General features: G+C 60.8%; 10 protein-coding genes. 3 read left to right on the forward strand and 7 right to left on the reverse strand.

Annotated features, from left to right (window positions below; genetic code table 11):
- Positions 1-111 precede the first annotated feature (111 nt).
- From KRR23_RS08775 to KRR23_RS08805, 7 genes are all read right to left on the reverse strand, one after another.
- Entirely contained in the window at positions 112-1,431 is a 1,320-nt protein-coding gene (locus KRR23_RS08775; protein WP_216742183.1) for an outer membrane protein transport protein, read from the reverse strand.
- Between the two features lie 161 nt (positions 1,432-1,592).
- Complete coding sequence (locus KRR23_RS08780; protein WP_216742184.1) at positions 1,593-3,494, reverse strand: acyl-CoA synthetase; 1,902 nt, start codon at positions 3,492-3,494, stop codon at positions 1,593-1,595.
- Positions 3,494-4,450 (reverse strand): fumarylacetoacetate hydrolase family protein, encoded by a 957-nt coding sequence (locus tag KRR23_RS08785; protein ID WP_216742185.1) that lies wholly within the window; start codon positions 4,448-4,450, stop codon positions 3,494-3,496. The genes KRR23_RS08780 and KRR23_RS08785 overlap by 1 nt, the downstream gene beginning before the upstream one ends.
- An 81-nt stretch (positions 4,451-4,531) precedes the next feature.
- The gene (locus tag KRR23_RS08790; RefSeq protein WP_216742186.1) at positions 4,532-5,623 is read right to left on the reverse strand and encodes a VOC family protein; all 1,092 of its coding nucleotides are present in this window, start codon (positions 5,621-5,623) and stop codon (positions 4,532-4,534) included.
- A gap of 88 nt (positions 5,624-5,711) precedes the next feature.
- Entirely contained in the window at positions 5,712-6,326 is a 615-nt protein-coding gene (locus KRR23_RS08795; RefSeq protein ID WP_216742187.1) for a TetR/AcrR family transcriptional regulator, read from the reverse strand.
- A 310-nt stretch (positions 6,327-6,636) separates the two neighbouring features.
- Positions 6,637-7,281, reverse strand: a complete 645-nt coding sequence (locus KRR23_RS08800; protein WP_216742188.1) for a TetR/AcrR family transcriptional regulator — start codon at positions 7,279-7,281, stop codon at positions 6,637-6,639.
- A 2-nt stretch (positions 7,282-7,283) separates the two neighbouring features.
- On the reverse strand, positions 7,284-8,942 hold the full coding sequence (locus KRR23_RS08805) for a bifunctional 3-(3-hydroxy-phenyl)propionate/3-hydroxycinnamic acid hydroxylase (RefSeq protein ID WP_216742189.1): 1,659 nt from the start codon (positions 8,940-8,942) through the stop codon (positions 7,284-7,286).
- A 338-nt stretch (positions 8,943-9,280) separates the two neighbouring features.
- Between KRR23_RS08805 and KRR23_RS08810 the strand changes: the two genes are divergently transcribed.
- The 3 genes from KRR23_RS08810 (at position 9,281) to KRR23_RS08820 (ending at position 14,129) form a co-directional block, all read left to right on the forward strand.
- Complete coding sequence (locus KRR23_RS08810; protein ID WP_216742190.1) at positions 9,281-12,181, forward strand: AAA family ATPase; 2,901 nt, start codon at positions 9,281-9,283, stop codon at positions 12,179-12,181.
- Positions 12,182-12,289: 108 nt separating this feature from the next.
- The gene (locus KRR23_RS08815) at positions 12,290-12,505 is read left to right on the forward strand and encodes a hypothetical protein (protein ID WP_216742191.1); all 216 of its coding nucleotides are present in this window, start codon (positions 12,290-12,292) and stop codon (positions 12,503-12,505) included.
- A 118-nt stretch (positions 12,506-12,623) separates the two neighbouring features.
- Entirely contained in the window at positions 12,624-14,129 is a 1,506-nt protein-coding gene (locus KRR23_RS08820; protein WP_216742192.1) for an efflux transporter outer membrane subunit, read from the forward strand.
- Positions 14,130-14,134 lie beyond the last annotated feature (5 nt).

Below are 14,134 nucleotides of genomic sequence, written 5' to 3' on the forward strand. Positions count from 1 at the left end.
GAGAAGACCTGGAACTGCCGACACCCCACCTACTGCCGCAAACGTGTCCGTGGCAGTGGGTGCTGATTGGCTGGCGAAAATGGGCGCCCTTAAAAAGGGCTGTCGTGTCGATCAGTACCGATAGGTTGCCTGCACTGAAACGCCATTCGCACTGTTTTCGTAATTGGCACTGTATTCAGGTTGAAGGCCGGAGCTGTTCGACTGCTTTACCGAAGCTTTGGAATCCCAGAGATAACCATAAGCAAAGTCTATGGTCAGATCGGGAGTCGGCAGATAAGCGCCACCCAAGGTCACGACTTGGCGGTTACCAACCGGAACGCGCACGCTGCGATCGGCATTTCCAATTGGCGACGGATCATAGGCGTAACCTGCGCGCATCAACCATTGCGGGGTCAATTGATAGGATGCGCCAACTGCGGTGGACCACGTGTCGTGCCAGTTCAATGGTTCGCCCACACGCTCCAGACCCGCACTCTGGCCAAGGGCGGAAACATCGCTGTTGATTGCCTCGAACTTTTCGAGCCGGCTCCAACGTTTCCAGGTGGTCCCCAGGTATCCCGTCCAGCGACTATTGAAATGATGGGTGATGGACGTATCCACCGATTCGGGCATAGTAAGATCTATCTTGGCGGGATATTTTCCGTCCAGCGGGATAACGCTCGGGGAGCCGGAAACCTCAGTATGCCCTTTGAGGTGATAGTTCACCTTCGAGTGATAGTTAATCCCCCAACTCGTTGCCTCACTCAAGTCAAACAAGAGGCCGACGTTGTAGCCAATTGCCGTGTCATCGCCTTTGATGGTGACCCGTGTGTCCTGGCCGTTGTTCAGGGCACCGGTGGCCAAGTAATTCTGAAGGTTTGCATCGAAACGGTTTATGGTCGGTCCGCCACCAATGGACACGTAATCATTGATCCGATAGGCAATGGTGGGCTGCAGGGTTACCTCCTTGGTCGAGCTATAGGAACCATGGTAGCGGCCCTGAAAACTGCTCTCGTAGTCATTGATCAGACCACTCGGAGCATAGAGGCCCAGACCAATCGAAAGACGATCATCAAGCGGTGTCGACATATAGGCGAAAGGCACGACCGCCAAAGGTACCGAGTCCCCCTTATTCGTTCCTGCGACACTGCTCCGCGCATCACTAATTTCGTCGCTCCCCGAGATGATCCCGGCCCCGCCGGAAATTTCACTGCGCTGCAACTTGGTCAAGCCTGCCGGATTTCCAAAGATAGTGCTGGCATCCAGCGCGGAGGACGACCTTCCCGCATAAGCCGTTCCCGCACTGCTGGCACTTTGTTCGTTAAGGGCAATGCCATTGGCGCCTGCCAGTGTAGAGGCGCTGAGCAGTGCCATGGCGCTGGTGAACTTGATCCACGCAGCACACTTTCGCTGAGCTGAGAGACACAGGACCGCACGGCCATTCAGTTTCATATTCCACCTCTTGTTTATTGTTTTTGTTGATTTCACGCAGGCAAGGCTTCGCCTTCCTGTGCACTTGTCAGTGCCAGTTGGAGTGGATCGACGTTGTGTAAAAGGCCCTGACTGATGAGTGCCAGGACCTGTTTGCTGGACTTACGGAAGCGAATTCGGGCTCATTCAAGCCACTCGACTTGAAAGCTGTAGTGTCCGAGGAGAGGAGCCAGGACTTCCTGGTCAGCTCCGGCCCTGATGCGGGCGACAGGCCCACGGCGATTATCCTGCACGACCTCCACTGCAATGTCCGAAAGCCCCAGGCGTTCCACTGCCTGATGGACCACCCTGGCAATCTCGCGCTGCTGCAAGGCAGGCTTGAATATCTTGCCCACGGCCGTCAGTGGCAGCGCTTCGAGGATTTCAATGCGCTTGGGAACTGCCGCCCGCTCGCTGATGTTGAGATGAGCGAACGCCTCAAGTTCTTCGGCGTTGCAGGCTTGCCCGGGGCGCAGTTGAACGTAGGCGACCGGCACCTCGCCCGAGTAGACGTCGGGGCTGCCGATTGCGGCGGCCAGGGCGACGGCGGGATGCGCTTGCAGAGCCTCTTCAATTTGCTTGGGATCGATGTTGTGGCCACCGCGGATGATCAACTCCTTCTTGCGTCCGGTCAGCCAGAAGTAACCCTGCGCATCCTGGCGTCCCAAATCCCCGGTATTCAGCCAGCGCTGACCGTCGATATCGATCCAGAGGCCGCGGTTATGACTCTCCTCCAGATAACCAACGAAGAGGTTCGGCCCACTGATCGTGATGAGGCCGGTCTCATCCACATTGGCGTCACGCAGGTACTCTGCAGAATCATTGAGCACGACCGCGCGCATATTCTGGTAGGCGATCCGTATCCCGATGGAGCCGATATGACGCTCGCCATGGGGCGGATTGATCGAGGAAACGCAGGCGCCCTCGGTCAGACCGTAACCTTCAAGGATCTTTACCCCGGTCCGGCGCTCGAACTCCCGGAAAAGCTCAGCCGGCATTGGGGCAGCGCCACACATTGCATAGCGAAGACTGGACAGGTCGCGGCCCTGCCATTCATTTTGCAAAAGTGCAGCATAGACAGTGGGTACACCGGAAAAGAAGTTTATGCCGAAGTGCTCGACCATCTCCCAGAATCGTGGGATCACCCCCTCGCCACGATACCCATGAGGCGTCCCAAGGATCACATGGTCGCCTTGAGTCCAAGGCATCAGTCCAGTCACCAGTTGTCCATTGACATGAAACAGCGGCAGGCCACAAAAGATGACCTGGCCACTGCTGCGTGGCTGCATGTGAGCGGCCATGGCCCATGCATTGAAGACTTCCGAGCCATGGGTTCGCGCGGCGATTTTCGGGAGCCCGGTGGTGCCGCCGGTACAGATGTAGGAGGAGCACTCATCCTGGCGAATTTGCCGACCGCTTTTCAGGTGTGTGTGCGGCTGCGTATTCATCAGCGATTGCCAATCATGGATCGCGATTGCGCTGTGCACGGCTCGTTCCTTCAGTGCCACGGCTTTCAGGATTCCGCGCACAGGTTCGGCGACATAGGGTTCCATGCTGATCCAAACGACAGACCTGACCGCGGGTAACTGATCCAGCTGCGAAGCCAGTTTGGGCCACAGATCGCTACCTGGAGTCGGTGCGAGTGTCACCACCACGGAGGCCTTCGCGGCATTCAGCAAACCGGCCATCTGCTTGGCTTCGAGCAGAGGATTGATTGCCATGACGATACCTGCCGCCTCCCCGCCCCAAATAGTGAAATGGGTTTCCGGCAGGTTGGGCAGGATGAAGGCAAGCACCTCGCCCGGTTTTATGCCCAGGTCATGGAAGGCATTCGCCGCGCGGGTGATATCCGCGAAGAGCTCGGAATAGCTCCAGTCGTGGGTGTTTTTGAAGTCAGTGGCGTCGGCGAAGAAACTCAATGCGGGCGCGTCGGGAGTACGCCCGGCCGCACGTCTCAGCGCTTCATAAGTGCTGGAAGCCAGGCCACGCTCCGACAATGGGACTCGTTCGATATTTTCGATGTCGCTCAGGGTCTGCACCGCCATCAGGCTTCTCCCACAACTCGGTTGCGTTGCACGCCAAGGTCAATCACACCATCGGCGCTGCGAATGCGCGCTTCGACCACATCACCCGCCTGGAGATACTGCGTCCGGCCTTCCTGCGCCTTGAGGAAAAGCTTCCACTTGGTGGCTTCCGGCATCAGGGCCGCTATGCGCTGTTTGGCAGGCGAAGGTACCGTTAGCGCACAGCCGGCAGGAGTACCGGTGGCGATCAGGTCTCCGGGGGCGAGATCTTGCACTGATGAGAGCTCGGTCAGGGTTTCAGCGGGGCCGTAAACCAGGTTCGCCGTGCTGTCGTTCTGTCGCACCTGATCGTTGACCGTCAGGCGCAGCTGCAGTGCTTTGAGGTAATGCATGTCCTTGGCATCCAGAAGGCAGAGGTAGGGACCGACCGGGCCAAACGTGCGGAAGCTCTTGCCCTTGTAGAACTGCATCTGGGGAATCTGAATGTCACGGGCCGAGTAGTCATTGACGATGACGACGCCGGCGATGAACTCATGCAGGTTGGCGTCGGTGACAGTCACGGCACCGGTGATCGCGCGTTTCATCACCAGCCCCAGTTCGATCTCGTAGTCAAGGAAGCGCACGCTGCGCGGCTTGATCAGGTCGCTGTCGGCCGCCACCAGGCAACTCGTCGCCTTGGTGAAGATCATGTTGAATTTCTTCGCATCCGGGTCCATGCCCGACTCGATCATGTGCTGACGGTAGTTGGCGCCCTGGCAGACGAACTGCTGGTTACGAGTCACCGGCGACAGCAGTTTCACTTCGCCTTCATCCAACTCCGTACCGTTCATTCGAGCGAGGTCGTCGATGCTGTTCTGGCGAATGAAGTCACCGGTGGTTTCAAAAACACCGGGGACAACAGTGATACGGCCTTGGCGTAGCACGCCCCAGTGGATACCGTTCTGAAACTCAAAGCGGACTACATGTACAGCAGACATTGAAGGTACTCCTGGAGCGTGTTTGTCCCGCGCGCGGCAGCACGAGAACTGTGGTGTTGTTCTGAGGAAGGGCTGGCGGGTCTACCCGAACATCCGCATCAGCGTTATCAACTTGCGAATGCTCAGGTCCGGGCTGCGCCGCAGGTTGCGGATCAGCGCGCGCAGATTGGTCAAGCTCATCTTGGGCTTTGTAAAACTCTTGGGCATGCGCTGCCCCCACTGCGCCATCGCCTCGGGGCTCACGGGATGAATGCCCGTAGGCTGTGCATCCGTGAAGATATCCCCGTCGCAGTAATGCTCGTGCTTATCGCCCCAAGGGTCTTGCCAGTAGTCGAATATCTGACTGCCCAAAATGTGCCGGCCAATTCCCCATGAGTGCTCCCACCCCCGCTCCCGCAGAACGCGCTGCCCCATGCCCACCGCGTCTGCATCAACGACCTCGTAGGCACTATGGCTGTAGGTGGCCATGAACCCTTGCGCTATCGCGAGCGTGTGGTGAGCCGTTGGAATATCACCAAGGTCAAGACGCATGAAGGCGACGATCGGTGTGCCGTCGGGGAGTACCTGCACATCGCTGGGAATAAACCCGAAATGCTGCGTATACCAGGCACAGGTCGCCTGGTAGTCGGCCACTTCAATCACGATGTGGCCCAGTTTGAGTATTTCAGGCGGTGCAATCGGCGGGCGCTGCGTGGCGTTGATGCGTGGCTGCTCTTGCGTCAGATTCCAGGGAAGTGGGGCTCTGTGCACCAGGGTTTTACCTGGAGCCTGGTCGCAAATGGCTTCCACAATGAACCCGGAAGGATCGGTCAGCCTGACGTAATGCCCGCCGCCAGGATGCGCCGATTTCTCGACCGATGACGCGCCCGGGATTCGAGCCAGCTTTTGCAGATCCTCGAGCGACTGGACGGCCAGTCCGAATCCGACAAAGCGTGCATGTTCCGCTCGATGGACACGGTAACAATAGGCAGTCGGTCCAGTGGCGCGCAGATAAAGCGTATCGGCGCTCTGATGACTGACGGTCAAGCCGAAGTCGGTCAGGAAACGCGCCGCCTCGTTCAAGTCCGGCCGTTGAAAGATCAGGTGAGTCAGATCCTGGGCCTTCACCGTCGGCTGCGGATGCCGGGCCGGATGTGGTGTCGCCAACTGGCACATTTCATTTTTGTTGTTCATTGTTCTTGTTTTCCGGTTTTTCAGGCCAAAACGATCCCCGCACCTCTGAAAATGCCAGAGGTGTTTTTTGTCGGGTCGGTTACCGCGCTTAGTCGAGTGGGGGAAGTGCCGGCAACTCTGTGGTCGCCAGCGCTCTAGCCTCTTCGTGAGGCACGCCCAATGCCCGTAGCACCAGCTCGGCCGTGTCAGAGCCCGATTCGCGCCACGTTCTGTGCCCTTCCAGCACCAGAAAAATCGAGCCGAGGACGCTGCTCGATATCAGCGTCAGTACCGAGAGCAATTGCTCCTGCCCAAACGTGTACCGCCCACTGGAAAGTCCGCTCAGAAGATCCGTAGTCGCTTGGCTGCTGAACATTTCGCGCAACGAAGAGTTGCTCATGGCGAATTTATGTATGAACGCCCCCCACTGGGGGTCCTCGTGAGCCCGACGAATGAAGAATCGAATGCCATTGGCAAGGCGCTGAGCCGGATCGGAGAGGGAATTGAAGCTCTTGTTGACGCGCTCATGCATCTCCCTCGCGAGATAGCCGGCGACCTCCTCGAACAGGTTTCCCATGCTGCCGATATTGCTATAGATCGTGCCGCGCGCCACGCCGGCCTCTTGCGCAAGGTCGAGGATGTTCACCTGGGAGGTGCCTTTTTCTGCGAACAGGCGAAAGGCGGCTCGGTGAATGCGGCGCTGTATCGGATTTAGGGATTCCACGCTCTCTCTCCAGAATGACTTGATGAGCCAATTGAACACTCGTGTTCAATTGCAGTCAACAAGGTTTTTTGAATCAAGAACGTGTTTCACAATAAAAAACGTTATAGCCTTCAGAAATCTGGGTGAAATGAGTGACATGGCAAGGCCAAGGAGGAAGTTTTAGATTTATACACACCAACAGAAATGAACACACGTGTTCACATCCGTAAACTGAAGGAAAAGCTCCTCGAGCGCCTGACAGCGCGTGATTCCAAACCGAATCGCCAAGGCTGCCAAGGAAGGAGAACCTTGCCAGCGATGACATAAGGACTTAGGGGAGCGGCTTACCGGCGATTCGCTTGGCTCTGGCAGGTGTTGCGCCCAGAGCCTTGAGAATCATCTCGGCGACCCGCAGATCGTGCTCCGGCACCCCACGCCCCTCGACCACCGAACGCATGGCTCCGGTTGTGCACGATACGACCATGTCCAGGGCGACCCCTTCGTCCTCGTAAGCCAAAGTACCCGCGCGCAGGCCATCACGCAGGTCGCCCAGCACATGGGCAGCCAAGCGCGAGCGCATGGTCTGATCGGAATGGATGATGCGCAGCAGCGCGTTGGCCCATTGATGGTCGTACGCGGCCCGGCATACGAACATCCGCACACCAATCGAAAGCCGCTGCGCGCCGCAGTGCACGTCCGAACTCAAGGCGGAAATGGCATCGGAGAACTCGGTCGCCATGGCGATGCCAACCGCCTCGAGCACTTCGTCACGTGTTCGAAAATAGTTGTAGATGGTGCCGTTGGATACCTCGGCCTCCGCAGCGACGTCGAGCAGTGCAATCTCCCCCACCTCCTTGCGCGCGACAAGACGCAATGCCGCGTCCACCAGGCCGCGACGGGTGCGTTCACGCTTCTTGTGGCCTCGGGTGAGAGGCTCTTGCGCAGTGGCTTCTGAAGGACAAGTGGGGGACGGCATCTTCAGGCTCTTAATCGAGGGGGTTCATTGATGGTAATGGAAACGCTATCGGCAGTGGAATTGGTGTGCGCCATCAGGACCTGGCAGTCTCGAACGAGACTGCCAGCCTCTACGCCTGGAGCATGGTGCATGATGATGCGATCGGGGCGAATCGCGACGAGCGTGCCTTTGGCAGCCAGCGGCAGGATGTCATGGTTCAGGTCTTCGATGAAGTCGCAACGGCCGCTGGAGCGTTGGCCGCGCGTCCTGATTTCCAGGAAGTGCCCGCCCATTTTTTCCCAGGAAACGACTTGAGCAGTGGTCAGCAGCGACAATGGGTCTACGCCGAATCCAACCAGGGTCAGGTTGTCCCCAAGCGCATCGTCGCTCAGTTGAATCTGCTTTTGCATAGTGCGAACCCAGGCCTGGGGAAACAGGCTGCCTCGTACCAGTTTGTCGCCCCGACGGTGCTTCACGAATAGCCCGTGCTTGAAGATGTTCTTCGGCTTGATATCCAACTGTTCGAAGTACCTCCGGGTAGCGGGAGTCAACGTCAGCATGCGCATCAGGCCGTGGATGAAGAAAGCCGCGAGCTTGTTCTTGGGCATCACCAGGCGGCCCATGAGTTTCGCCAGATTGATCATCGCCTGAGCATGAGGACGGCGCTCTTCGTCATAGGTGTCGAGCACCGCCGGCGCGGCATAGCCGCGAAGGACCCAGGCCAGTTTCCAGGCCAGGTTGGCGCCATCTCGAAGTCCCGCTACGAGCCCCTGCCCGACAAAAGGCGGGGTGATGTGCGCGGCGTCGCCGACGAGGAAGACGCGGCCCTTGCTGAAGCTGTTGCAGCAGCGCGCATGGAATCGATACACCGCCTTGCGTTCGATTTCCAGCTCCTGCGGTTTGATCCATGGCGCTATCAGCCGGGCGATACTTTCCGGGCTTTCCAGCTCTTCGCGCGATTCGCCGGGTTGCAGCATGAACTCCCAGCGCTCCCTGCCGCCGGGTGCGGGCATGTGCGGCGTTGGGCGCCGTGGATCGCAGAGAAACTCAATATGATCAATGGCTGACTTATGCCGGTTCATCACGTCGACAATCAGCCAATCCTCCGCATAGGTCTGCCCTTCAAACTCCTGGCCAATCAGTGTTCTGACCCTGGAGCTTGCACCATCCGCGCCGACCACGTACTGGGCGCGAACGGAATGCGAACGACCCTCCTGATCCCGCACGGAGGCGACGACGCCGTCCGACTCCTCGACCAGGCTCTCGAGTTCGAAGCCGCCCAGGCTGGTCACTGACTTCAGCCGGGAAACCTGGCTGCGCATCGCTCGTTCGAGGTCGGGTTGATAGAAGGTCACAAGCTTGGGATGGCCGTCGATACAACCCGCAGTGTTGGCGCGACCGAATTGCCCGAGAACCGGCGAATGCATCCTCACTTCAGGGATAGCAATCTTCTCGAAAGCCTCCTCCGACAATCCGGCGAGTTGCAGGATACGCAGCGCCTCGTTGTCCAGGGCAATGGCGCGGGGCATCAGAACGATCTCATGGATCTTATCCAACACCAGCGTCTTTACCCCATAGCGGCCGAGCAGCGCCGCGATTGTCGCGCCGACCGGACCGTTACCGACGACCAGCACATCGACGGCGGCCGGAGGCAGTTCGGATACTTTCTTGTTGTTGTTCATATCGAGCCCTTGTTGTGATTGAAGTCGTGGGACGCGCAGGTCTCATCGTCAGGCAAGGTGAAGATATGTAATATTGAGACATATTTCAATATTGATGTTTTTGTCATTATTTTTTGAGATCATTACCACACCCAAATGAGGCCACTTGGGCTGCGCTGAAGGTGTCAGGGGCTTGCGAATCGAACCCGGTCCGAAGAGATGAATCCCGGACGCCTGGGGAGTGAAGTCACGCTATGTCAATTTCCGACCGGTGAGCCTTGGCTTCTGAGCCGATCAGCGTTGTCATTGGAGCCATGCTTCACAGCGCACAACTGTGTTTTAGTCTTCAGGAATCAAACGTGGCGCGTACGCAGCCCCATCCGAACCCGGTCCAGCTTTGCTTCGTAGAGTTTGAGCTCGACGAGGCCAACGCCTGCTTGTTACGTAACGGACAAGCCGTCGCGTTGGCGCCAACGCCCTTCACCCTGCTGTGTGTACTTGCACGCCAGCCGGGATCGCTGGTGACCAAGGATGCCCTGCTTGATGCAGTGTGGGGGCATCGGTTTGTCAGCGATTCGGTGCTGAAAACGGCCATCAGCGATCTGCGCAAGGTGCTGGGCGACGACCCCAGGCAGCCCCGCTTCATCGAGACGGTGTCGCGGCGCGGCTATCGCTTCATCGCCGCACCGTCCCCTGCCCCTTCGATGCCGCCTGCAGCCACGACGTTACCCGCGGCGGGGGCGCATCCGTCGCCGCCATTCATCGGGCGCACCGACGAGGTTTCAAGGCTGCAACGGGCGTGGGAGCGAGCTGACGGAGGCCAACGTGCAGTGGTCTGGCTCGCCGGAGAACCGGGGATTGGCAAGACCACGTTGATCGAACATTTCCTCGCCAGCCTTGGCGGCGGCATCGCCTGCGCACGCGGCCATTGCGTGGAACACTACGGTACCGGCGAGCCCTACCTGCCGGTGCTGGAGGCGTTAGCCGATCTGTGCCGCAGCGACCCCACCCTGCCGGCGCTGTTGTGCGCCGTGGCGCCGACCTGGCTGCTGCAACTGCCGTGGCTGAGCACTACAGAGGAGCGCGATGCATTGCGGCGCGAGCTTGCCGGCATCGGCCCGGACCGCATGCTACGGGAAATGGGCGAACTGCTGGACCGCTACACGGAGCAGAGCCCGCTGTTACTGGTGACAGAAGACCTGCACTGGAGCGATCGGGCGACGGTCCAGCTCATCGACTATCTGGCGCGGCGACGTGGCCGCATGCGGTTTATGTGGCTGTCGAGCTTTCGCCTCGCCGAGGTGGTAGCGCTCGATCATCCGCTCAGCTCGTTGCGCCACGAACTGCGCCTGCAACGTTTGTGCGAGGAAGTGGTGCTCGATCCGTTCTCGGAAACCGAGGTCGCTGACTATGTTGCGCTGCATTCCGCCTCGTTGGCGCGAGATGAATCTTTCGTGCGGGCCCTGCACGAGCGCACCGACGGTGTGCCGTTGTTCGTATCGTCAGTCATCAGTGAGGTGATGGACCCAACAGACGACGATGCCACCATCGAGGCCCGGCTTGCGGGATTGGCGGTCCCCGAGAACCTCGCGGCCATCATCGATCACTACATCACCAAGCTCGGACAGGAGCAGCGTACGCTGCTCTCGGCGGCAGCGGTGTGCGGCGTCGAATTCCGGGTCGAGACGGTTTCGCTGGCCCTCGAGCGCGACCTCGCTGCTGTGGCCGACACCTGCGAGGAACTGGTGCGCGAGCAGGTATGGCTCATACGGTCGCGTGCCACCGATGTCGAAGAGACGGTAGAGCCACCCTACTCGTTCCGGCATGCCCTCTTCCGCCAAGTGCTGTACGACCGCACGCCGCGCTCATTGCGCACCCACCTCCATCGCCAGGTTGGCGCGGCTCTCGAACGCGAGCGCACGGCCGGCGTGCCGGTCGCTGCCTCGGAACTGGCAATGCACTTCGACCGGGCCCGGCAGCCGATGATCGCGCTGCGCTACTACGCCGAGGCCGCAGAAGCCGCGCTGCTGCACTTCAGCCCGGCCTTGTGCATCGCCCTCACTGAACGCGCGTTGGTCCTGCTGACGCAGGCACCGGAAGGGACCGAACGCGATACGCTCGAAATCACCTTGGCCACACTGCAGGGCGTGTCGGCTTTTCACACGTTCGGTGTCGGCAACGAAGCCAGGAACGCATTCGAACGCGCGTACACATTGCTAGCGGACGTACCCAAGCATCCAATGCGCGGTCGCCTGCTGCACGGATTCGGCTATCTGCTGGGTCTGCGCGGCGACTATGCGCTGGCGCTGGAGGTGGCGGAACGTGCCGAAACCCTCTCCTCCGAGACGAACGATCCAGCGCTCATGCTGGCGGCGTGCATCGTGCAGGGCGAGGTGCATCACCTTCAGGGTCGCACACAGACGACCCGTAGCTGGCTAGAGCGCGCCCTCTCGATTGCCGAGCCGCTGGACATCGGGGCGAATGAAATTTTTGCGGCCGATCCTCAAGTCATGCTGCACGGAATGCTGGCCATAGAGCTCGTGCGTTCTGGCCTGATTGTGCAAGGCCGAGCCCACATGCAGCGAGCGCGGACCCGCGCGCAGATGCTTCGCCAACCGATGACCTGGCTGGTCGCCACCTGGCAGGAAGTGTTGATCGAGGTGCGGATGGGCAACCCTGAGCGTGTGGCGGCGCTGGCTGACGACCTGCAGAAGCTGGTCGATGAGTACTCGCTCGCACTGGGACGTACGGCTTGCCGCTGGTGGCGCGGCTGGGCCGACGCTCGCAACGGCGCGCCGCGTGACGGCTACCAGCGCATCCGCCAGGCCTACGAAGAACACACCGGGCTCGGCATGCGCTCCGGCGCCAGCGAGGTGCTCGGCTACGCCGCCGAGGCGTTGCTGCTGGCGGGTGATTACGACGCTGCCCGCGTCGAGCTGGAGCAAGCGCTACGGGTCGGGGAGGAACTGGGCGAGCGCGTATACCTGCCGCAACTGTTGCTGCTGGAGGCAGCGATTGCGCGGATGCAGGGCCGGTTCGACGCCGGAAACACTGCGGTTCGGCATGCGATTGAAGAGGCTCGTGCCCAGGAAGCACCGTGGCTGGAACTGCTCGCACTGGTCGAACTGTGCGAGCACCACGACGCCACGGCCGAGGACCACCGGGCATTGGCGACGCTGATTGACCAATCGCCCGAAACCGACGGAACCGAGCTAGTGACACATGCGCGCTCGTTGCTTCAGGCTGCCAAGTCGGCTTGAAGCGCCAAGGGCGGGCGCAGTCCCGACCCAATCCTGACCTTTCGCTTACGACTCCACTCAGGGGACGGCCTACGCTGTCGTCGAACTTTCCCGAGCCCCTGGTCTGCGATGATCCTGAACCCTGAATCCAAGTACCCGAGCCGCCGCTCGTACGTAGTGAAGCTGCGTGGCGATGCCGCGCCGGGGGCCCTCGTCGGCCGCCTCGAAAACCTCGTCACCGGGCGTCAGCGCGAGTTCTCGTCCGCTGAAGAACTGCTGGAGTCGATTGCCTCGGACCTCGCGGCGGCGGCCGGCGAGCACACGGCAGATGCCGACGGCGAGTGACGTCTGCAACATCAATGAGCGCTCGATATGGCGACCGAACGGCGACGCTTCGCTGACGACTTCGCGCATACCGGGCCCTACGCTGTTGCCATTCTCGAATCCACACGAGTCCAATGCGATGCCGCGACTTCCAGTTTCCTTTCCACTGCCCCTCCACACCGGCCGGACGACCTTGCAACGGGCCGGGCTCGCCGTTGCAGCCACCCTTGCCACTTCGCTCGCCCTCGCCCTGGGCGGTTGTTCCACGCCGGTCGTCAAGCCATCGGTCGACTTGCCGAGCAACTTCGCTGCGAGCACGGCCTCCGAGATGGAACCCGAGGCGGCGTGGTGGGAGGTCTACCACGACCCGGTGCTGACGGATCTGGTGCGCCGAGCAGCGCGCGAGAACCGCGACGTCAAGATTGCCGCCGAGCGTCTGCGCGCCGCGCGTGCCGGCGAAACGGTCAGCCGTTCCTGGCTGCTCCCGAGCGTCGGTGCATCCGTCTCCGGCAGCGATAGCAGCACCGGCTACAACTCGGCCACGAAACAGGCTGTTCCGGATACCAAGACCACCAGCGTGGGCCTGGACGTCTCGTGGGAGCTCGACCTCAGCGGCCGCCTGCGCGCCGGCGCAGCGGCAGCCAACGCCGATGCGCTGGCCGCAGAGGACAGCATGCGCGGCGTACGGCTGCTGGTGATGAGCGATGTCGTCAGCAACTACTTCTCACTGGTCGGCGCACAGCGCCAGGTCGCGACCCTGCGCGCCATCTCGGCGATGCAGGACGAGACGCTGCGTCTGGTCACCGCGCGCCAGCAGGCAGGACTGGCATCCGCCTTCGACGTCGAGCGCGCGCAGACCGATGCCTTGTCGGCACGGGCGCAGATTCCGCCACTGGAAACGCTGGCGGCGGTGTCACGCCATCGTATCGCGGTGCTGGTCGCCGATCAGTCCTTCAATACCGCGAACATCCAGTCATCGAGTAGCGATGTGGCGGCGGTGCCCGAGGCCAAGCCGGGCCAGCCCGCCGCGCTGCTGCAACGCCGACCTGACGTGCTGGCGCTGATGGCACAGCTCGACGCCGCCAATGCGCGCCGCCAGCAGGCCGCAGCCGAGTGGTTCCCGCAACTTTTTCTCGGCGCGTCCTTCGGTCGCCAGGGCCTGAACGTGAACGGCGCCGATCTCGGCGTTGCACGCTTCACCAATGTGGCGGGCCTGCTGGCGATGCCGATCTTCAACGCCGGGCGCACACAAGCGATCAACGAGGCTGCCGAAAGTGCTCAACACGAGGCGCTGCTGCGCGCCGAAGACGGCATCGTACGGGCGCTCGAGGATGTGGAGAACGCCCTCGTTACGCTGTCGCAGGAACGCCGCCGCGCCGGATCGCTGCAATTGGCCGCCGCGTCCGCGGAGTCTGCGCAGAACCGCGCCCAGTCGCTCTATAACCGCGGGCAGATCGACCTGTTGCCGCTGCTGGATTCGCAGCGGGCGCGGCTGGCGGCACGTCTGAACGCCAACGACAGCAACACCCGCCTGCTGCTCGATAGCGTGCAGCTCTACAAAGCACTGGGCGGGGGCTGGCAGGTGTTCGAACAGCCCACCACTCCCACTGCTGCCACCCAAGCCGACCGGCCACCACTTTCCTGAGATCC

Source organism: Pseudomonas sp. CVAP#3 (assembly GCF_018986375.1).
Lineage (GTDB): Bacteria > Pseudomonadota > Gammaproteobacteria > Pseudomonadales > Pseudomonadaceae > Aquipseudomonas > Aquipseudomonas helvetica.

Coding starts and splice junctions, on each gene's coding strand:
- KRR23_RS08805 (WP_216742189.1), bottom strand. CDS start 8,942: ATGAACAACAACAAGAAAGTATCCGAACTGCCTCCGGCCGCCGTCGAT.
- KRR23_RS08775 (WP_216742183.1), bottom strand. CDS start 1,431: ATGAAACTGAATGGCCGTGCGGTCCTGTGTCTCTCAGCTCAGCGAAAG.
- KRR23_RS08780 (WP_216742184.1), bottom strand. CDS start 3,494: ATGGCGGTGCAGACCCTGAGCGACATCGAAAATATCGAACGAGTCCCA.
- KRR23_RS08815 (WP_216742191.1), top strand. CDS start 12,290: ATGATCCTGAACCCTGAATCCAAGTACCCGAGCCGCCGCTCGTACGTA.
- KRR23_RS08790 (WP_216742186.1), bottom strand. CDS start 5,623: ATGAACAACAAAAATGAAATGTGCCAGTTGGCGACACCACATCCGGCC.
- KRR23_RS08800 (WP_216742188.1), bottom strand. CDS start 7,281: ATGCCGTCCCCCACTTGTCCTTCAGAAGCCACTGCGCAAGAGCCTCTC.
- KRR23_RS08820 (WP_216742192.1), top strand. CDS start 12,624: ATGCCGCGACTTCCAGTTTCCTTTCCACTGCCCCTCCACACCGGCCGG.
- KRR23_RS08785 (WP_216742185.1), bottom strand. CDS start 4,450: ATGTCTGCTGTACATGTAGTCCGCTTTGAGTTTCAGAACGGTATCCAC.